This is a genomic window from Nocardia aurantiaca, from assembly GCF_009708175.1.
GTDB lineage: Bacteria > Actinomycetota > Actinomycetes > Mycobacteriales > Mycobacteriaceae > Nocardia > Nocardia aurantiaca.
This window is the reverse complement of record NZ_WMBB01000027.1, coordinates 1-22038: the sequence shown is the minus strand read 5'-3', so window position 1 is coordinate 22038 and position 22038 is coordinate 1. Positions and strand designations below refer to the sequence as shown.

The 22038-nt window shown below is 66.8% G+C and carries 4 protein-coding genes and 1 pseudogene; 4 read left to right on the top strand and 1 reads right to left on the bottom strand.

Features of this window, described 5'->3' with window-relative positions:
- A partial coding sequence (locus GLP40_RS33460) for a hypothetical protein (protein ID WP_230329220.1) occupies nt 1-260 on the top strand: 260 nt, incomplete at its 5' end.
- 278 nt (nt 261-538) lie between these two features.
- Nucleotides 539-1396 (top strand): hypothetical protein, encoded by an 858-nt coding sequence (locus GLP40_RS32695; RefSeq protein ID WP_154791893.1) that lies wholly within the window; start codon nt 539-541, stop codon nt 1394-1396.
- A 39-nt stretch (nt 1397-1435) separates the two neighbouring features.
- Here the strand turns inward: GLP40_RS32695 and GLP40_RS32690 are convergent, their stop codons facing one another.
- On the bottom strand, nt 1436-19660 hold the full coding sequence (locus tag GLP40_RS32690; protein WP_154791892.1) for an amino acid adenylation domain-containing protein: 18225 nt from the start codon (nt 19658-19660) through the stop codon (nt 1436-1438).
- Nucleotides 19661-20248: 588 nt separating this feature from the next.
- On the opposite strand from GLP40_RS32690, the gene GLP40_RS34660 reads away from it, so the two are divergent.
- Nucleotides 20249-20374 carry a hypothetical protein gene (locus tag GLP40_RS34660; RefSeq protein WP_268867212.1) on the top strand — a complete coding sequence of 42 codons (126 nt, stop codon included), beginning with the start codon at nt 20249-20251 and terminating at the stop codon, nt 20372-20374.
- A gap of 586 nt (nt 20375-20960) precedes the next feature.
- Nucleotides 20961-21911: pseudogene (locus GLP40_RS32685) on the top strand (heterodisulfide reductase-related iron-sulfur binding cluster); the annotation flags it as partial.
- Nucleotides 21912-22038: the final 127 nt, after the last annotated feature.

Here is a 22038-nt window from a genome sequence, read left to right as displayed (position 1 = left end):
GCCTGGCGACCGCACCGGCCGCGCTGGCGGCCTTCGCCGGCGCGGGTGGCCTGGCCGGCACCCTGCTGGCCGGGGGCGGCACGCTCGCGGGCGGGCTGTGGAACTACCTGAGCACGGTGCAGGCGGCACCGGGCGAAAGCGCGTACGCCCAGCAGGGCGGCCTGCTCGACCCGAACGGCACCGGCGTGCCCGACGCGAATCTGCGACTGCCGAAGATCACCCTGCCCAGCGGTTCCTCCAGCCTGTCTGCCGGGCACTGATCTCCCTCGACAAACGATGACGCCGCGCCCTCGGGCATGACCTGCCTGTGGCGCGGCCTTTTCAGCGACAGCTAATTACTGGCAAGCATAGCGGGATGCCGGCCCGACGCCTTCGGATGGTGAGGCATATCTGGCAGCGCCCGGCGAGGCGGGGGATTTGCCAGGTGCGCATAGAGCTCGGCGAGTTCTCCCTGCCGCTGCCGTGCTCGCCGCTTAAGCTATCTGCGCCGTGCGAGAGGTACTCGAGGTAGGGAAGCGCTGAGTCCAGGAGGTGTGGAATGTCGGAAGCCGGTCGTTGGCGCCGATCACGTTCAGTATTGATTGCGAGCATGTTGCCTGTTGCTGTCATGCTCGGAACCGGAGTGGCCGACGCGTCTCCGGATGACACCGCGCCGGCGCCTGCCGCGCCACCGAAGACAGCGGACTGGCTATCGCTGAGGCAATACAAGCACGGGCAAGCTCATTTCCGTCTGCCGATCGAACTCGCTCTACTCGGCGGGACGCCTGTCGGTATCGCGCCGCCGGTCGACACGCGCCGCGGCGATCGAGCCGCCGGCCCAGCGAATCCGCTCGCCGACGACGGTTGGACCGGAGTCGAGAGGGTGGACGCGGCTGACTCGCCGGACTCGCCGCCGGTCGTGGATCAGAAGCCGATCCAGGCGTTCTGCGAGAACATCCCGGTTGATCCCCGGCGATGCACCGTCACCGTCCTCGACGCGGGTGTCGGTGCGACAGTCGGTGCAGGCATAGCCGCGGCAGCGACCGTGCCGTTCGCGGTAGGCGTCGGGATATTCGGCGCCATCATCGGGCTTGTCGCGGGTGCCCCATTCGTGCCGACGGGTTTGGTTGTCGGCCCGCTCGTTGGCGCGGCCGTCGGCGCCGGCGTCGTCGCCGGACCAGCTGCCCTGCTCGGTGGCGCGCTCGGGGCATCGATCGGGGCGATAGTGGGCCTCACCGCGCCCCTCCCGCCGACAGACGACCAGACCGTCCCGCCAGCGGACGGCCAAACCGCCCAGCGAACGGACGACCAAACCGTTCCGCAAACGGACGATCAGACGGTCCAGCAAACAGACGATCAGACGGTCCAGCAAACAGACGATCAGACGGTCCGGCAAACCGACGACGAAACCGATTGATCCGACGCGGCCACCACCTCGCTGTGACGAACGCTGCTGTCATTGATCCAATCGCGCGTTGAGAATCCGGGCGATCTGGGCAACAGCACTCGGTTCGGTCATCGCGAGGTGGGTCGCATCGATGTCGAAAGTCGAAATCTGCCCACGGACCACCTGCGCCCATCCCTCGTGACCCAGAGCGTCGGAGCGCCGTTCACGTGTCGCGGTGAAATAGAGCATGTCGCTGTCCAAGACCGGGGGCCGCCATGCACCGGCTGCCCGGATCGCCAGGTTGTAGGCGTCGGTCAGGCGCTCGATCCTTGCGGCGTCGATGCCGAGGCCGCCCCCCAGGTGCTGTTCGATCAGGTCGGCGGCCTCCTCGGCGGTCGCGTCGGGGTTCACGAAATCGACGCCCATGACCGGGCCGAGATTGCTGATCAGTTCTCCGGCCGTGACGGCCGAGAGCGTCGACGCGTCGACACCGCCCACCTCGGCATCCAACAGTGCCAGTAGCTCAACCTGTTCACCAGCGGCGCGCATCTCGACGGCAACGGCATGGGCGATCACACCGCCCAGCGACCAGCCGAGGAGGTGATACGGGCCGTGTGGCTGAACCGCGCGAATCTCGTCGAAGTAGCGTTCGGCCATTTCTTCGATCGACGTGGGGCCGGGGACCTCGCCGCCGATTTGCGGCGCCTGAATGCCGTAGATCGGTCGGTCGTCGCAGAGGTACCTGTCGAATGTGCGGTAACACCACGACAGGCCCAAGGCCGGGTGAATACAGAACAGCGGTGGTCGCTCACCGCTGGTCCGGATCGGCAGCAGCACGTCGAAGCCGACATCGGTCCGGTCGACGGTGGCACCGGAGCGCATTCCGGATTCGATTCGCTTTGCCAGGTCGGCCGGGCACGGATCCGACAACATCCAGCTGATAGGAACCTCGTAGTCGAGTTCCTTACGCAACTCGCTCACCACTCGCACCGACTTCAGCGAGTTGCCACCCAACGCGTAGAAGTCGTCATCGGCGCCCACCCGATCCACGCCGAGTACCGCTTCGAAGGTCCGTGCAACCTCCTCTTCCAGCCACGACGAGGGCTCCCTGAACTCGCCCACCGTGAGCACCGGCTCCGGTAGCCGCGTGCGGTCCAACTTGCCCGACGCGGTCAGGGGCACCGCGTCGAGCACCATCACCGTAGTGGGCACCATGTAGTCGGGCAGTCTGGTCGCCGCATGCTCCAAGACCGCCGCGGTGTCGACCGTGGCGCCCGCGGCGGGCACCAGATAGCCGACGAGGTGGTCCACCGCGCCGGTGGTGCGCACCACGGCGATCGCCCGGGCGACGCTCGGGTACTCCGCGAGCACTGCCTCGATTTCACCGAGTTCGATACGCAGGCCGCGCAGCTTCACCTGGAAATCGGTGCGGCCCAGGTATTCCAATTCGCCGGTGTGGCGCCAGCGCACCAAGTCACCGGTGCGGTACAGGCGCCGGCCGTCACCGTACGGGTCGGGCACGAACCGTTCCGCGGTGAGGCCCGGACGTGACTGATAGCCGCGCGCGAGCTGGGCGCCCGCCAAGTACAGCTCCCCAGCGACACCGGGCGGCGTCGGATGTAACCGGTTGTCGAGTACGTATGCCCGCGCGTTCCATACCGGTGAGCCGATCGGCATGCTCCCGGTGTCGGCTTCGGTCACCTGATGCGCGGTCGCGCACACGGTGAACTCGGTCGGCCCGTACATATTGTGCAACTCGACCTCGGGCATGGTTCGCCGCACCTCGGCCGCGACCTCGGGGCCGAATGCCTCACCGCCCACCAGGAGCGTCCGCACCGACTCCAGCGATTCCGCGGGCACCGTGTCCGCGAACACCGCCAGCATGGAGGGCACGAGTGCGGTGATCGTGACCCGTTGGGTGGCAATGGTTTCGGCGAGGTAGGCCAGGTCGGTATGCCCATCGGCGCGCGCGATCACCAGCCGCGCCCCCATCGCCAGGGTCGTAAACAGCTCCCACACCGACATGTCGAACGTGGCGGGGGACTTCAGCAGCACCACGTCATTCGACGTCAAGGCGTAGGTCTCGCTGTGCCACCGCAGCTGGTTCACCACCGAACAGTGTGATACCGCAACACCTTTCGGTCGACCGGTCGACCCCGAAGTGAACAGCACGTATGCGAGGTTGTGCGGTCGCAGCGGTGCCAGCCGATCGGCGTCGGTGACCGGCGCGTCATCGAATTCGGACAGCTCCAGCCCATCGAGGGACGACAGCTCCAAGACCGGCGCGGCGATCGACAGCATGTACGCGATGCGGTCGGCCGGAAGGTCCGGATCGACCGGCACGTACCCGCCGCCGGCGGCGTGCACCGCGTACATGGCGGTGACCTGGTCCAGCGAACGTCGCATACGCAGCGCCACCAACGACTCCGGACCCACTCCCTGGCAGATCAACCACCGCGCCAACCGGTTCACGCGAGAGGCAAATTCCGCATAGCTCAGCGACTGTTCGCCGAATGTCACCGCGGGCCGGTCCGCATGCACCCGCACCGAGTGGGCGAAGACCGAGGCGAGCGTCTCGCCCGGAGGTAGACGGCGATCGGTCGAATTCCACTGTGTCAGAACGGCTTCGCGTTCATCGGCGCCGAGCAGATCCACCTCGTACACCAGCTGCGCCGAATCGGTCACCAGTGCGCCGAGCAACCGCAGCAGGCGATCGACGATCGTGGTCACCGTCGTGGCGTCGAAGAGGTCGCTCGCGTACGTCACCGCGCCGCTGATGCCGGCCGGGGCGCCCGTCGAGTCGTAGGAGTCCGACACCGTGATCAGCAGATCGAACAGCGCGGTGTCGGTGTCGGCCGCGACGGCCGACACCGACAGCCCCGGAAGTTCGAACTGGGCCTTGGCGACGTTCTGGAACGCCAGCATCACCTGGAACAGGGGATGGTGGGCGTGCGACCGCACCGGGTTCAGCTCCTCCACCAGCCGCTCGAACGGAACATCGGCGTGCCCGAACGCGGCCAGATCGGTCCCGCGCACGTGCTCGAGCAGCTGGTTGAACGTCATCTGCGGGGTCAACCGGGTCCGCAGCACCAAGGTGTTGACGAACATCCCGACCAGGTCGTCGAGTTCGGGCTCTCCGCGTCCCGCATACGGAGTGCCGATCGCGATATCGTCCATACCGGCCAGCCGAGCCAGTGTGGCCGCCAGCGCGGCGTGGAAGACCATGAACAGCGTTGTGTTGTGCGCTCGCGCGACCTGCTGCAATCCCGCGTGCAGATCAGCATCGACAGTGATCGGCACACTCGCGCCCGCATAGGTCTGCATGGGCGGACGCGGTCGGTCGGTCGGTAGCTCCAGCAAGACCGGCAGCTCCGCCAATTCGAGTGTCCAGTAATCGATCTGGGCGCGTAGCAGCGATTCGGGATCGTCTTCGGTCCCCAGCACCGTCCGCTCCCAGATCGCGTAGTCGGCATATTGCACCGGCAGCAGCGGCAAGCTCGGTATCTCCCCTTGCAGGTGTGCCGCATACGCGGTCATCATGTCCCGTGCCAGCGGGACCAGCGACGACCCGTCGCAGGAAATGTGGTGCGCCACCACGGCCAGGACCCACTCATGCTGCCCGAGCTCGAACAACCGTACGCGCACCGGCGCCTCGACCGTCACATCGAACGCCGTCGAGATGAACGCCGACAACGACTCGGCCAGTTCCGTTTCCGTGACCGAGGTGATGGTTATCGGCGCGATCGCCTCGGCCGCGGGAAGGATAACCTGCGACGGCTCGCCCTCGGCGTACGGATATACGGTCCTCAGTACCTCATGCCGGTTCAGCACATCCGCGATGGCCGCGCGCAGCGCGTCGAGATTCAGCTGCCCGGACAGCCGTAGCACGATCGGAATGCTGTAGGCGGCCGAGCCGGGCTCGAGCCGGTTCAGGAACCACATCCGTTGCTGTGCGTACGACAGAGGAATTCGCTGCGGCCGTGGCTGTGCGGTCAGTGCCACCCGACCGGTGTCGGCCTGCGATTCGGCGCGCGCGGCCAACCTCGCGACCGTCGGCGCCTCGAAAATCATCGACACCGGGACGGTCGCGTCGAGCGCGGCACCGATCCGCGCGGCAACGCGGGTGGCCACCAGGCTGTTGCCGCCCAGTTCGAAGAAGTCGTCGTCGGCGCCGACCGGACCGTCGATATCGAGGACGTCGGCGAATACGCCGGCCACTATTTCCTCCACCGGTGAGGCCGGGGCCCGGAATCGCCTGGCCTGGACGACGGGCGCGGGCAGGGCCGAGCGGTCGAGCTTCCCATTCGGCGACAGGGGGATCGCGTCGAGGATCATCACCGCGGTCGGCACCAGATACGACGGCAGCACCTCGGCCAACGCTGCCCGCAACTCCTCGCCCGAGAGGCTCACCCCGGTTTCGGGTACCGCATAGGACACCAACTGCGCCGGACCCGTGCCCGTGCGCCACGGCATCGTGACCGCGTATGCCACCTCCGCCCGCGCGCTCAGCACCGCGTCGATCTCGCCGAGCTCGACCCGGAAACCACGGATCTTCACCTGGAAATCGTTGCGCCCCAGGAATTCCAGGTCACCGTCGGCATTCCAGCGCACCAAATCACCCGTGCGGTACATACGGCGTCCCGGCTCTCCGAATGGGTGCGCCACGAACCGCGCCGCACTCGCAGCGGCCTTGTCGAGGTATCCGCGCGCCAGCGCCGGGCCTGCCAGATACAACTCTCCGGCGACCCCCACCGGCACCGGCTGCAGGCGGGCATCCAAGACCAGCGCCTGTACGCCCTGCAGTGGGACGCCGATCGTCGGCCGGTCACCCGGTCGCAGCTCACCCGTCGCCGTGGCGAGCATCGTGGCCTCGGTGGGCCCGTACAGTTCCCGGAACTTCCGGGCGCCGGCGATGTCGGTGCCCGCCCACCGATTCACCAGATCCGCCGAGACCTCGTCACCGCCGGACATCACCATCTGCAAATGGTCCAGTCCGGCCGGTTCCACCGACGCGAGCGCGGCGGGGGTCATGAAGGCGTGGGTAACTCGCTGCACGCGCAGCAACTCGGCCAACTCGGCGCCGCCGTAGATCTCCGTCGGCGCCACGACCAGGGCGCCGGCACGGCTGACCGCCATCAGGTTCTCCATCACGGCGGCGTCGAACGACGGCGACGCGAAATGCAGCACCCTGGACGTTTGCCGGAGGTCGAGGCCGGCGCGTAGCGATGAGACGAAGTCGGCGATGCCGGTATGCGTGATGGCGACGCCCTTCGGCACACCGGTTGATCCCGAGGTGAAGACCACGTAGGCAACGTTCGTGGCCCGCAGCGGTCGGAGCCGTTCGTCATCGCCGACCGGGCCGCTCGCCAATTCGTCGATCCGCGCGGCGACGGCCGCGTCGTCGAGCACGATCCAGTCCACCGAATCGGGCATCTCGGCACACACCGACGACACCGTAACGCCCAGCGTCGCATGCGAATCCGATACCATCTGCGCGATCCGGCCTTCGGGATAGCCGGGGTCCACCGGCACGAATGCCGCACCCGACTTCACCACTGCCCACCACGCGACGACGAACTCCATCGACCGCGCCGCCGCCACCAGCACCGGAGTCTCCGGTCCGGCGCCATAGCGGATCAGTAACCTCGCCAGGCGGCTCGATCGTTCGTCCAGCTGCGCATACGACAACGTGGCATCCCCCGAGATGACGGCGATGCCATCGCCGTTGTCCCGGACGGCCGAGGCGAACACCTCCGGCAGCAATCCGGACGGCTCCGGCGCCGCCGAGGTGCGTGCACCTACCCGCGACGTCAGCGCCGAGCGCTCGTCGGGGTCGAGCCAGTCGATATCCCCGACCACTACGGCCGGATCGTCGGCGACGGCTTCCAGCACCCGTACCAGCCGTCGGACAATTCCCGCCGCGGTCGCCTCGTCGAACAGATCGCGCGCATAGCTCATCATTCCCGAGATGCCTTGCGCCACACCGGCATTGCCGGTCGATTCGGACAGCACCATTTGCAGGTCGAACTGGCTCGCCCCGGTATCCACATCCGCCCGTGCCACCCGGACGTCAGGCAGCGCCACATCGACCGTCGACAGGTTCTGGAACGCCAGGGCCACCTGGAACAACGGATGCCGCGCCACCGATCGCTCCGGATTCAATTCCTCCACAACCCGTTCGAACGGCACGTCCGCGTGCTCGAACGCCAGCAGGTCCGTCTCCCGGGTGCGCATCAGCAACTCGGCGAACGGCTCGCCCGTGTCCACCCGGGTCCGCAATGCCAGCGTGTTCACGAACATTCCCACCAGATCGTCCAGACCAGGCTCGCTCCGCCCGGCGACCGGGGTGCCGATCACGACGTCATCGGAGCCGCTGAGCCGCCCCAGTACCGTTGCCAGCGCCGCATGCATCACCATGAACAGCGACGACCCCCGCGACCGTGCCAGTGTGAGCAGCCGCTCATGCAGTTTCGCACCGATCTCCACCGGTACCCGGCCTCCCGACAGCGATGCGACGGCCGGGCGCGGTCGGTCCGTCGGTAGTTCCAGCCGGTCCGGTGCGCCCGCGAGCGTCGAGCGCCAGAACTCCAGCTGGGCGGACATCACCGATGCCGGATCGTCCGCGGCCCCCAGCATCTGCCGTTGCCACCACGCGAAATCCGCGTACTGCACGGCGAGCGGTTCCCACTCCGGCGCGTGCCCGGCCAGTCGCGCGGCATACGCCACCATCACGTCACGGGCCAGTGGCCCCATCGATTGACCATCACCGGCGATGTGATGGACCACCAGCACCAGCAGGAATTCTCCTGTGCCACTGTCGCGCTCGACGCCGAGCTCGAACAATCCCACTCGCATCGGCACTTGGGCAGTCACATCGAATCCGCGCCGCACGAACTCGCCCACCACGTCCGGGACCGAATCCGCCGGTACTCGCAGCGGCTCCACCGGTACCGCGGGCTCGTCGAGAACGACCTGCCGCGGCTCACCGGAGATCTCCGGATAGATCGTCCGCAACACTTCGTGACGCGCGACCACGTCTGCGAGCGCGGCCGCCAGCGCTTCGGTGTCCAGCTGTCCTGACAACCTCAGCATCACCGGAATGTTGTAGGCCGCGGAATCCGGCTCGAACCGGTTCAGGAACCACATCCGCTGCTGTGCCAACGACAGCGGCACCGGGTCGGGGTGCACTCCGGGCAGCAGGGGCAGCCGGTCCCCACCGCTGAGTGACCCGGCGCGCGCGGCCAATTCGCCGACGGTCGGCGCCTCGAATACCGACCGGACCGGCACTCGCACATTCAGGGCCGCACCTATGCGCCCCACCACCAGCGAGGCGCTCAGCGAATCGCCGCCCAGCGCGAAGAAGTCGTCATCGACGCCCACCCGGTCCACCTCGAGCACCTGTTCGAATGCTCGCGCGACCAGCTCTTCCACCCCCGGGGCCGGCGCTCGGTATTCTCGCGCGACGGCGACCGGCTCGGGCAACCGCTCGCGATCGAGCTTCCCATTGGCGGTCAGCGGCACCTCATCCAGCACGATCACCGCGGCCGGCACCATGATCCGGGGCAACGCCTCCGCCAGCGCCGCACGCAACTCCGCGCCCGACACCTCCGCCCCGGCCGCGGGCACGACATAGGACACCAGCAACACCGGCCGTCCGTCATCGCTGCGCGGCACGGTGACCGCGTATGCCACATTCGCACGCGCACCCAGCACCGCGTCGATCTCACCCAACTCGATCCTGGTGCCGCGCACCTTCACCTGAAAATCGTTGCGCCCCAAGAACTCCATCTCGCCATCGGCGCTGCGGCGCACCACGTCACCGGTGCGGTACATGCGCTGACCCGGCTCCCCGAACGGACATGCGACGAACCGCGCCGCGGTCAACCCCATCCTGGCGACGTACCCATCGGCCAGACCGGCGCCGAACAGGTACAGCTCGCCCGCGACACCGTGGGGCACCGGCCGCAACCAGGTATCCAGAACCACGGCGGCGACGGGACCGACCGGCCTGCCGATCGTGATCGCGGCACCTGGCACCAGCGCATCGCTGGCGGTAGCCCAGATCGTGCTTTCGCTCGGCCCGTACAGATTGACCATCGTGCGCTGCGGAGCCCACCGATCGACCAGTTCGAGCCCGACCGGCTCACCGGCTGTCGCCAGCACACGCAGCCCGTCGAGACCGTCGCACGGTACTGTCGCCAGCGCCGAGGGGGTCACTACGGCATGCGAAATGTGTTCACGCGCTATCAGATCCGCCAGCTCAGGGCCGGCGTAGACCTCGGCGGGCGACACCACCAGCCGGCCGCCCGAACCGTGCGCCATCAACAACTCGAACACCGAGGCGTCGAAGCTGGGCGAGGCGACCTGCAGAACCACCGACATCGGGTCGACGCCGAATATTCGCCGTTGCGCCGCGATTATGTCGGCCAGGCCGCGATGGCTGACGAGAACGCCCTTGGGCGTTCCGGTGGACCCGGAGGTGTAGCTCACGTACGCGACCTGATCCCGCCGAATCGGTCCGCCACGTTCGGCATCGGTGATCGGAATGGCAGGAGCCGATTCCACGGCGTCGAGCGTCTGCTCCTCGTCGAGGATCAGCCAGTCGACCGCGTCGGGTAGCTGCTTCCTGGCGGACGTGTCGGTCAGCCCGAGCAGGGTTCCCGAGTCCGACAGCAGAAATTCGATCCGCTCCGATGGCAACGTCGGATCGATAGGCAGGAACGCGGCACCGGTCTTCGCCACGGCCCACAGGGCGACCGTCGCCGCCAGGGAACGCGGAAGCACGGAGGCGACGACCTGATCCCGCCGGGCGCCGTGCCGCAGCAGGACCCGGGCCAGACGCGCGGATCGCTCGTCGAGCTGCCGGTAGGTCATGGCGGCCGTGCCACACCGCACGGCGATCGCGTCGGGTCCGGTGGCAGCGGAAGCGGCGAGTATCCGGTCCAACGTGTCAGGGATCGTCGGGTCCGCAGTCGAAACCGGCCACGACGGCCCCGGTTGCTCGTCGAGCGGCAGCTCGACCAGCCGCATATCGGCGTTCGCGCCGATCCGGCACAGCAGTTCGACGAAGCGGTCGAGGATGCGGCGCGCCGACACGGTGTCGAATTCACGCTCATGGAATCGGAGGGTGATCCGCAGTCCCTGTGCCTCGCCGCGCTCGGACTGCCTCGGTTCCACGATCAGGCTCAAGGGATACGGCGTCGCGTCCACACCGCTGAGTTCGTTCACCCGCAGGCCCGCAGAATCGACGAGTTGCTGCAGTGCCGCCCGGTCGACGGGGAACGACTGGAAGGTGATGGCGGTGTCGAAGAGTTCGGGCAGTCCGACGCTGCGGTGAATCTCGGGCAGGCCGATATGGTGATGCTCCAGCATGCGGGCGTGCCGCGCCTGAACGTCGATCAGCAATTCGCGAAGCGTCATTGTGGGCTCGAGCGGGACGCGCACCGGAATCGTATTCAGAAACATGCCCAGCGTCTGATCGACCAGCGGCAACTCCGGGGGCCGGCCCGACACCGAGGAGCCGAAGATCACATCGGTCTCGCCGGTGAGTACGCGCAGGTTCAGGGCCCAGGCCGCGGCGACGGCCGTATTGATGGTGACGGCCGCTTCCGCCGCCACTCGACGGAGTTCTCCGAAACGATCGGCCGTCAGCTCGGCCCCGACCTCGGCGGCGGATACCGAGCCCGCCGCGTCGGCGTCGCGGGACACTCGGGTCGGCGCGTCGACATCCGAAAAGGCTTGCGCCCATGCCGCTTTGGATGCGGTGCTGTCCTGCCGACCCAGCCAGGCCAGATAGTCGCGGTAGGAGGGCGCGGGTCCGGCGGAGTCGATATGCGCGGGAGATCCGTAGTAGTCGAGCAGTTCTCGCATCAGCAACGGCATCGACCAGCCATCCAGGATCACATGGTGATTCGTGACGAGCAGCCGGAACGACCCCGCACCCAGACGGATCAGCGTCAAGCGCAACAGCGGAGGAGCCGACAGGTCGAATCCCGCCGCCGCGTCCGCCGCGGCAATCGACTCCGGGTCGATTGTGGATTCCGCATCGCCGCCACCGGCCAGATCGATCTCCCGGAAATCGATTTCGGCGTGCTCCAGCACGATCTGGCACGGCCCGGCCGACGTCTCCACAAACGCGGCCCGCAGGATATCGTGCCGGTCGACCACGGCCTGAGCGGCACGTCGCAGGCGCTCACCGTCGACCGCGCCGGAAAACTCGACCATCGTCTGGACGGTGTAGTTGTCCACGGCATCCGGGTCGAACGTCGAGTGGAAGTGCACACCGGACTGCATGGGCGACAACGGCCATATGTCGGACAGGCCGCGGTACTGCCGCTCGATCTGCTCGATGTCCTGTTGGGTGAGCGCGACGAGCGGAAAGTCCGAGGCGCGATACGCGCGATCGGCTTTCGGGAGTCGAGGGGGTTCCTCGATTGTCACCGGAGCCGCGTCGCTGCCCGCCATTGCGGCGAGGGCGGCAACTGTCTTGCCCTCGAATACATCTCGCGGTGTGAAGGTGAGCCCAGCCGATCTCGCCAGGGCCACCAGCCGCATCGAGACGATGCTGTCCCCGCCGAGCATGAAGAAGTTGCTGTCGGCGGATACGGTGTCGAGATGGAGCACGTCGGCGAAGAGTCTCGCCACGACCTGCTCCGTATGCGTCGACGGCGGTCTGCCGCCTGCGGCGTCGGCATCGAAGACCCGCTGCTGGAGTGCTTTCCGATCGATCTTTCCCGTAGGCGTGCGCGGCATCTCGTCGATCCGCACGATCGCCGCCGGATTCATATAGCGAGGTAGCGTGCCCTCGAGATCGCGTTCGATTGCCGCCACGTCTACCGCAGCGCCCGGCGCGGACACGACATAGGACACCAGAACCGGTTCGCCGGCAGGGCCTTCCACCGCAACGGTGGCGACGCTCGCCACGTCCGGGTGCTGGGCCACGTGGGCATCGATTTCCCCCGGCTCGATGCGCAGGCCGTGAATCTTGACCTGTTGATCGCAGCGGCCCAGGTATTCGAGTGCCAGCCCGGAGCGTCCGCGCACCCAGCGCACGGAATCACCGGTGCGGTAGATCCGCTCGCCGCGGGTGGATCGCGGATCCGCGACGAAACGCGACGCGGTCACCCCCGGTCGATCGATGTATCCGCGGGCGAGTCCGGGCCCGCCGATATAGAGTTCGCCCGCGACGCCGACCGGAACCGGTCGCAGCCACGTGTCGAGAACCATCGCGGACGCGCCTCGGATCGGGCGACCCATCGTCACCGGCTCGCCGGGTGCGAGGGCATCCGACCCCGTTGCCCAGATCGTGCACTCGGTCGGTCCGTAGTGATTCATCAGCCGTCGCCCGGGGGCCCACCGGTTCACGGTGTCCGGCCCGACGGCTTCGCCGACGACCGCGAGCGATGTCAACGACGGGATCCGGGACGGATCCATGGTGTTCAGCACGGACGGGGTGATGATCGCGTGCGAAACCTGCTGCGACCGAAGCAATTCCTCGAGATCGATCCCGCCGTATACCTCCGGTGGCGCCACCACCAGACAGGCGCCGCTGCCGTGCGCCAACAGCAACTCCGACAAGCAGGCGTCGAATCCCGGCGACGCGACCTGCAACACCACCGAATCCGTGCCCAGCCCGAAGGCGTCGACGTGCGCCGTGACAAGGTCGGCCAGACCTCGATGGCTGACGTGGACCGCTTTCGGCTTGCCGGTCGATCCGGACGTGTAGATCACGTATGCCGCATTGTCGGCCGACAGCCCGTCGGCCTCGGACGGCCTGCCGGACGGGCCAGGCAGACCCTCATGAGCGTCCGACGCCGAATCGTCCAGAATCAACCAGTCGACAGTGTCCGGAAGCTGCGGCGCCACAGCGTTGGTCGTCACGCCCAGACTGGTCCGCGAATCGGACAACAACTCACCGATCCGCGCGGCGGGATTGCCGGGATCCAACGGCAGGAAGGCGGCGCCTGTTTTCGCCACCGCCCAGATCGCCATGACAAGTTCGGCCGAGCGGGGAAGGGCCAACGCGACGATCGACTCGGCGCGAGCACCATGGCCGACCAGCAGTCGAGCGAACCTATCGGCGCGACGCTCCAGCTCACGATAGGTCAACGTGGTGTCACCGCACCGGACAGCCACGGCATCCGGATACCTTCGCGCGGTCCCCGACAGGATGTCGCGCAGCATGAGCTCCGCGGCCGGCTGCTCGCCGCCGACCGAAAGTAGTTCCGCGCGTTCGGAATCCCAGCAGGAGGAGATCGCGGCGACCTTCCGGGTGGGATCGCTGACGATCTGCGTGATCAGCAACTCGAATCGCTCGAGCAGCGTGCGGGCATCGTCCGAATCGAATCGGTCGGTGGCGAACTTCAGCGTCACCGTGTAGGTGCCGGGCTCGTCGGTGTCCCGTCCATCACGACTCGACCGCGGCGGGGTCACCTGCAAACTCAGCGGATACGGCGTGGCATCGTGTGCGTCGATCTCGACGAACCGCAATCCAGCGTCGGAGAGATCGCGTGCCAGCAGTTCCCGGTCGAGCGGGTAGGACTCGAGCACTGTCGCGGTGTCGAACATATCGGTGATACCGGCGGCCCGTTGCAGCTCCGCCAAGCCGATGTGCTGGTGATCCAGCATTGCGGCCTGCTCGGATTGCACCCGGACAAGGAGGTCGCCGACGGTTTCGTCGGGTTCGAGCCGGACTCGGACGGGCAGCGTGTTGACGAGCAGCCCGACCATGCGCTCGACATCCGGAATCTGCGGTGGGCGGTTGGACACCGTATTTCCGAACACCACGTCCGATCGTCCGGTCAGGACCGCCACCAGCAGTGCCCACGCCACGTGCAGGGCCGTGTTGGCAGTGACGCCATGCGAGCGGCCGAGATCGAGAATCGCAGCGGTGGTCGCGGCGTCCAGATGCAGCCCGACCTCGTCGGCGTGCGCGGTGACGGTCCGACCCGGCCCGCTCGTAACTCGCGTCGGACTGTCGATTCCGGCGAGCATCTCCCGCCACGCGGCAATCGCGGCGCCGCGATCCTGAGCCCGTAGCCACTGCAGATACTCACGATACGAACCAGGGGGCGCGATTTCGGCGGTATCGCAATCGGATACGTACAACGAGAGCAACTCGTGGATCAGCACGGGCATGGACCAGCCGTCCAGCACGAGGTGATGGTTGGTGACCAGCAACTGGTACATATCGACGCCGGTGCGCACGAGGTGGAAACGCACCAGCGGCGGGCGGGCCGGGTCGAACGGGGCCGCAGCCGCCGTCGCGAGTCGCCGAAGCGCTTCTGTCCGCAGCCCGGCATCGGTGATATCGGTGACACTCGACTCGTCCCAATCGACCCTGGTGTCGCGCAATACGATCTGACGTGGCCCATCGTCACTCTCGACGAACGCGGTCCGCAGGCTGTCGTGCCGGTCGATGAGCACCTGCGCGGCCCTCCGCATCCGCTCCCCGTCCACCTGCCCGGCAAACGTCAGCGCCGCTTGCACGATGTAGCCGTCATCGCCGTCCCGGTCGTAGATCGTGTGGAACAGCAGCCCGGACTGCAAGGCGGTGAGCGGCCACACATCGGTCATCGACGGGTATTCCCGCAGCCAGTGGTCGATGTCGTCCTGCGATACCGCGGTGAGGGGGAAGTCGGAGGGTGTGAAGCTGTATGCGGTTTCGGATCGGACGTGATCGGCGAGCGCCCCCAGGGCTCGAGCCCACAGCGCGGCGAGCTCGTCGACCTCCTCACCTGACAACACCTGCGAGGCGAACTCCCAGGTCGCGTCGAGCTCGAGCCCGTCGCGACCTTCCTCGGCGATCGCATTGATATCGAGCACGGCGGGCAGGACCATCTCCGGATCGCTCGTCGCGGTCAGCGCGGTGAATTCGGTGGTCGGTGCCCAGGGCCCCGAGCGTTCACCGAAACCCACCCGTCCGAGGTAGTTGAAACTGATCTGAGGTTCGGGCAGGTCCGCGAGCTCGGCGCTGCCCTGGGGATCGAGATGACGCAGCATCTGATAGCCGATGCCGTTGCCGGGCACCGCGCGCAGTTGCTCCTTCACCTGCTTTATCGCCAGTCCCGCACTTTTGCCGCCGGCCAGCGCATCATCGAGGTCGATGGTCTCCCATTCGATCCGAACCGGGAAGCGTGTGGTGAACCAGCCCACGGTGGTGCTGAGATCGGCGCCCGGTACGGCCCGCTCCTCGCGGCCGTGCCCCTCCAACGAGATCAACTCTCCGGCGGTCACCGCCGTACCGCGCCGGCGCCGCCACTCACCGAGTGCGAGCACCAGGGCCGCCAGCAGCGGATCGTTGGCACCGCAGTGGAAGCGGTCCGGGATGGTGGTCAGAACCGCCTCGGCAACCGCTGCCGGGATGCGCTGATGTACCCGGCCCGCCGTGGCTCCGATGTCACGAGCCGGGACCAGACGGCGCGATCCGAGGAGCTGATCGCCTCGCGCGAGTACGTCTTTCCACAGGTCGAGTTCCGCCGACCGCCTGCCCGGCGTCTGCTCGACCAAACCGTGCACCCACCGCCGAAACGAGGTGGTGACCGGGCCGAGATGCGGCTCACCGCCATCGCAAACCTGCGACCAGGCCTGCGCGAGATCGGTGAGGATGATGCGCCACGACACCGCGTCGACGGCGAGATGGTGGATCACCAGCCACATCAGGTCGGGTCCCGAGGCGTTGCGATCCCGAATCCAGACGGCCTGAACGAGCACGCCGTTGTCCGGGTCCAGTCGATCCGCGGCTTCGTGCAGGTGCCGGTCGACTTCGGCGGCATCACGTCGATCGATCCGAACATCGACGAGCACGGCCTCCGGGTCGACCGCTTCCCGATCGAGTACCTCGACGTACCGATCAACCGAATCGCCGGCACGCAGTGCCGCGCGCAGCATATCGTGGCGGTCGAGCAGGGATCGCAGCACGCGGACGAGACCCGCTCGATCGGCCCCCTCTGGCAGTTGCACGAGCGCGGCCTGCGCGAATCGGTTGTAATGACCCCGATCGAGCATTGCGTGCATGATCGGCGACAAGGGCATCGGCCCTATGCCGCCACCGGGCAACTCGGCCAACCCCGGGGTATCGCCGGCTTCCGTCGCCGTGGCAGCCAGGCCCGCGACGGTCTTGTGCACGAACACATCCTGTGTGGAGAAACTCAGGCCTTCGGCCTTGGCCCGCGCCACCAGCCGGATCGACAGAATGCTATCGCCGCCGAGGGCGAAAAAGCTGTCCTCCGCCCCGACCCGAGGCACGCCGAGCACCTCGGTGAACAGTCGTGCGACCACCTTCTCCCGGGCTGTGGCCGGCGCCCGCCCCACCGGCGCGGTCCCGAATTCCGGCTTCGGCAAAGCGCTGCGATCGAGCTTGCCGAAGGCATTCACCGGGAGGCTGTCCAACGGGAGGATCACCGCCGGGACCATATGCGGCGGCAGCGAATCGCGAGCGAAGCGCTGGACTTCGACCGGATCGACCCGACGGCCGCTCACCGGGACGACATAGGACGCCAACACGGTCGTGCCGACATTGTTCTGCACCGGCACCGTGACGCAGAGATCCACGTCCTGGTGTGTGGTGAGCACGGAGTCGATTTCACCGGGTTCGATCCGGTATCCGCGGATCTTGACCTGGAAGTCGCTGCGGCCCAGCAACTCCAGCGTCGTCTCGGAGTCGTCGCCGGTCCAGCGCGCGACGTCGCCGGTGCGGTACATTCGCGTCCCGGTGTCGCCGTACGGATCGGCGACGAACCGCGCCGCGGTTTCGACGAACAGATGGCTGTACCCACGGGCCAATCCCGGCCCGGCGAGATACAACTCGCCCGCGGTGCCCTTGGGCACCGGCTGCAGTGTTCGGTCCAGCACCATGGCCGAGACGCCACGGATGGGGTCACCGACGGTGTGGGTGTGGCCGGGTCTCAGGATGGCGCCGACGGCGGTCACGGTGGATTCGGTGGGACCGTACTCGTTGTACATCGACACCGACGGTGTCCACCGCTCGACGAGGTGCGGTGGACATACATCACCACCGACTACGACCACCTGCAAGTCGGTCAGCGGACGGGGGTCCACCGTTGCCAGCATCGTGGGCGTCAGCGTCAGGTGTGTCACATGCTCATCGGCCAGCAGTTGTGTGAGCGACTCACCGCCGGTCACCTCGGGCGGCACGATCACCAACGTGGATCCGTACGCGAAGCAGGTCAGAAACTGTTCCAGGGAGGCGTCGAAACTGGGGGAGAGGGCATAGGACACGCGGGATGTCGTGTCGATGCCGTACGTGGCGGCGCGGTCGGCAACGAGATTCGCGAGGCCGGTGTGCGTGACCTGGACGCCTTTGGGCGTTCCGGTGGATCCCGAGGTGTAGGTGATATAGGCGACGTTGGACGGCCGTAGCGGGTGGATACGGTCATCGTCGGAAATCGGCTCGCCGGCAGCGTCGTATTCGTCCAGGGTGGCGGGGTCGTCGAGAACCACCGGGTGCATCGCCAGCGGGAGCCGCCCGCGCAGGGCGCCGTTCGTGATCGCCACAGCCGCGCCGCTGTCGGCAACCATATGTTCGATCCGCTTCGACGGGTACTCGGGGGCCAACTGGACAAACGCGGCCCCGCTTTTCGCGACCGCCCACGTCGCCACGACCGATTCGACCGAGCGGGGCAGCATGATCGCCACCGCTGTGTCCGGACCACACCCGAGAGCTATCAGATGCCGGGCCAGCCGGGAGGATCTGGTGTCCAGCTCGCCATACGTCATCGTCCGGTCTGCCGAGACGATCGCGCACCCACTACTGTTGCGACGTGCGCTCTCGGTCAGAATCTCCGGGAGCAGCCGTGTTTCGACCCCGCCGGGCCCCCGCACAGGAAGCAGCGCGGACCGTTCCTGTCCTTCGAGCAGCGGCAGTCTGCTGACCGAACATTCCGGTCCGCCGGCGAGGAACTCGTGCAGAAACATGCGGAATCGCCGATGGTGACCAGCGAGCTCCTCATGGCTGTAGGCATTCGGGTTCCCCTGGAAATCGATATGTGTGCTGTCTCTGCCCGCGCCCGGGTAGATGTTGACGAAAAGGTCGGAGGTGGGCCCTGAGGTGAGGACGTTCAGGCGGCCTGTCGTGTTGCCCAGGACAACCTCGTTCTCGATCATCATGAGGTTCACGGCCGGGCCGAAGGATGCCGTCTCGTCGCGCGCAATCCCCATATCGTGGAATATGTCTTCTTGGCGGTAGCGCTGTCGCCGAAGAGCGCTGGTCAGCTCGCTTTTCACCGCGGCGATCAGTTCACCGACGCCGCGGCCGGCGACCTGTATGCGCAACGGGACCACATTGGCCACCATCCCCCCGGAGCGGCGCAGCATGGCAGAGTGCCGACCCGAAACGGGCAGGCTCAGCAGTACTTCATCGCTTCCGGTCATCCGCGCGAGATAAGCGGCGAAGGCCGCGACGATGATCGGGGTCACGCTGGAGCCATGCTCGAGCGCGACGCTTTCCAGTAGATGCGCGGTGGCGTCCGGCAATTCTGTGCTGACCAGGGCCGGATGAATGGTGGGCTTGCCCACGCGGTCGGCCAGGCTGACGACGGGAGGCGCGCCTGCCAGGTGCTCCAGCCAGTATCTGCGGTCGTTGTCGAATCGCGCCGAACTCCGGTACTCCAGATCCTGCTCGACGACCTCCCGCAGGTCCTGCGCCGCGCATGGCGCCGCCTCCTCGGACTTCACCCAAGCGTTGTACAACTCGGTAACCCGGTGAACCATTGTCACCGCGGCAAATCCGTCCAAGGCGATATGGTGTGCACGCTGATACCACAGGAAATGGTCCTCGCCGACCTGGAACACGATGCTCGTCATGAGGTTGTCGTTCAGTAAATCCAGTGGAGCGGAATAATCCTGAACCATAATTTCGTGCGCGGTCGCAACCGGATCGATGTGCCGGCGCAAGTCCATGACGGACGCCTGAGACCCATGTTCCTCGTCGACGAACTGGCATGGCTCCCCGTCGACCTCGATCAGGCGCAAATGTCCGGACCCGAACTCCCGGCCGGCGGTCCTGCATGCCTCGGCAAGCAATTCCGCATCCAGCTCGCCTACGATTTCCACGTACTGGGCGACAGAAATCGGCGAGGATCCCGCGAGATGCTGGGCAAACCAGATTCCCCGCTGCGCCGCCGTCAATGGGAAAATGTCGACCGACGATACCTTACTGCTGCGCGCGTCGGAACCGTTACCCGAATGCGGGCTTCCGGAAGAGCGGAATGTGCCGGTTTGCACCGATGTGGACCGGTCCGGATTGCTATCGATACCACTCTTCGATTGGCCCATTTCGAACCTCCGCTGATATCGTTCATTTCAGGAACGCAATTAGCCCGAACATCGATTGTCGATCCGCTTTCGCGCGCCGGTCCGGGGGCTACGGACGAGGCCAGGGCGTGCACGGTCTCCGATACCGGCACAGTGCTGAATACGTCGACGCTGAATACGTCGAGTACGCGCTTGTCCCCGTTACCGCGGCCAGCGCCGACCGATCCGTGACCGGCCACGAGGCCCACTTCCCGGCCGTCGGCCGCGACCGCCGCTCGACCACGGACCGGTGCACCGTGGTGCCATCCTCGACCTCGGTCTCGTCACCCAACTCGTCGACGAACCGTCCAGTACGCCACTGCTGGCAGAGCCGACCGCATCCCATCGCAGTCGCCGCCGTACCGAACACAAAGCAATCCCTGGCGGCCCCTCCGCCAGCACAGCCCCGCACACCACCGCCTGCACCCCCTGCCGTATCGACTGTGGCCATACAGAACGCCCCTATTCGGAAAACGACTGTCCATTATGATTCGCAGCGGACACGTCAAACGATTGGACCCTGCGCGACCAAAATCTTGGACATGGATGCGCTTCGGCGAGCATGCCCCGGTGGCCGAGCAACTCATCTTCCGGCTCGACCTGCGTAATGAGCGTTTCCGGGTCGCGGCTGAGCGGTGGCGTGACCTCGCGGTCAGCCGCACGTTATGCGAGAAGGCGCAGAACCCGTGGGTATGAAGAACGGCCTACCGCAGATCGCCTTCATGCAAGTTCTGCGCGTTGACGAGTGTGTTGTTTACGGCCGTCCGGCCGGTCGGCGAGCTCACTATCCGAGTCGTGCCCAGCGTGCGAGAGTTGCGCGCCGCGGTCCACGAGCGACGGATGCGTCGCCCTCACGGTCGGCCGGACCGCATGTGGGGGATCGGATACCGCATTCTCCGCGGTCGAGGTCGAGACGAAGATGGTTGCGGCGGTGTGATGTTGTGGGGCTCGCTCTGGGCGTGGTGGACATCTGGTCGAAGCGCGCGCACCGATGGTCTCGTGGATTCCCGGGCCCGTTTTTCGACGGGCCGCAGTGGCAGTGTGCGTTCGTGCGGTTGGGCGGCCGAGGACGCTGCGGCGGTGGAGGTTGCTTCCGGGGGAGGGCGTGGCGAGTATCCGGGAAAGCGCGTGCGGCGAGCTCGACCTTCGCCAGTTGCCTTCCGCGGCAGGTGGATTCGAGTCGGGCGGGCGGAACTCGGACAGCGTCATGATGCTGGACTCGACGACGTTGTCAATGTAATGATGGGGGCATTGGATGTAAGTTACTGATCGGTAACAAGACAACGAGTACCGGCAAGTCGGCATGAAGGCGGCGAACACCGCGGACCGGCATGACGGTGTCTACGAGGTCGTCCACCACACGCAGTTGCTGAATCGCCTTGTGCGGCAGCGGAAGCTGATTCCGGTCGCGTCGGTGACGCGGAGCGTCACCTATCACGACCCGTGCTACCTCGGTAGGCACAACAAGATCTATAACGCTCCGCGCGAGCTGATGGCCGCCGCGGGTTCCGCGCTGGTCGAAATGCCGCGTCACGGCGAACGTTCCATGTGCTGCGGCGCGGGCGGCGCGCGCATGTGGATGGAGGAGCAGCTCGGCAAACGCATCAATATCGACCGCGTCGACGAGGGCCTCGCTACGCTCTCCGGCGTCAACGGATCGACACCGGGCAAGATCGCGACCGGCTGCCCGTTCTGTCGTGTCATGCTCTCCGACGGCGTCACCGCCCGCCAGGACGGACTCGATGTCAATGACAGGGCCGAGGTGGTCGACATCGCCCAGTTGATGCTCGACGCGGTCGCCCGCGTCGAACCCGCGATCCTGTCGGAGAACTTGAAGGTCGTTCAGACCACCGAGGCGTCGGCGATCGAGAAGGCCGCGTCCGACACCGAGGCGGTCACTGCAACTACCGAAGCGGTCACCGAATCTCGTATCCCGGCGGCCGCTCTCAAACCCGTCGGCGACCTCCGCATGAAGGGCACCGCAAAGCCCCCCAGCACGAAAGCTGACCCGACCGTGGACGCCCGCAGAGCCGCGGCTCCCGCCAAAGGCCTGGCCATGAAGGGCGTCGCAAAGAAACCGGGCGCAAAGCCGAGTGCCCCGTCGAATCCCGCCCCAACCGAGGAATCCGCTGCTTCGGCGGCGACACCGGCCCACACTACCGTCGAAAAGCCGGTCGCCAAGCCGAATGGCTTGGCGATGAGGGGCCTGGCCAAAGCCCCAGGTAAGAGGAGCTAGCCTCGATCTTTCGCCGGGCCTTCGGCCCGGCGTGATCGGTTTCGGATTGGTTTCCGGTCGTCGATCGGCGACCGGTGGGCAACGCGGGATGGCCCGGTCAGCGGGTGGCTGCCGGGTTCCACGG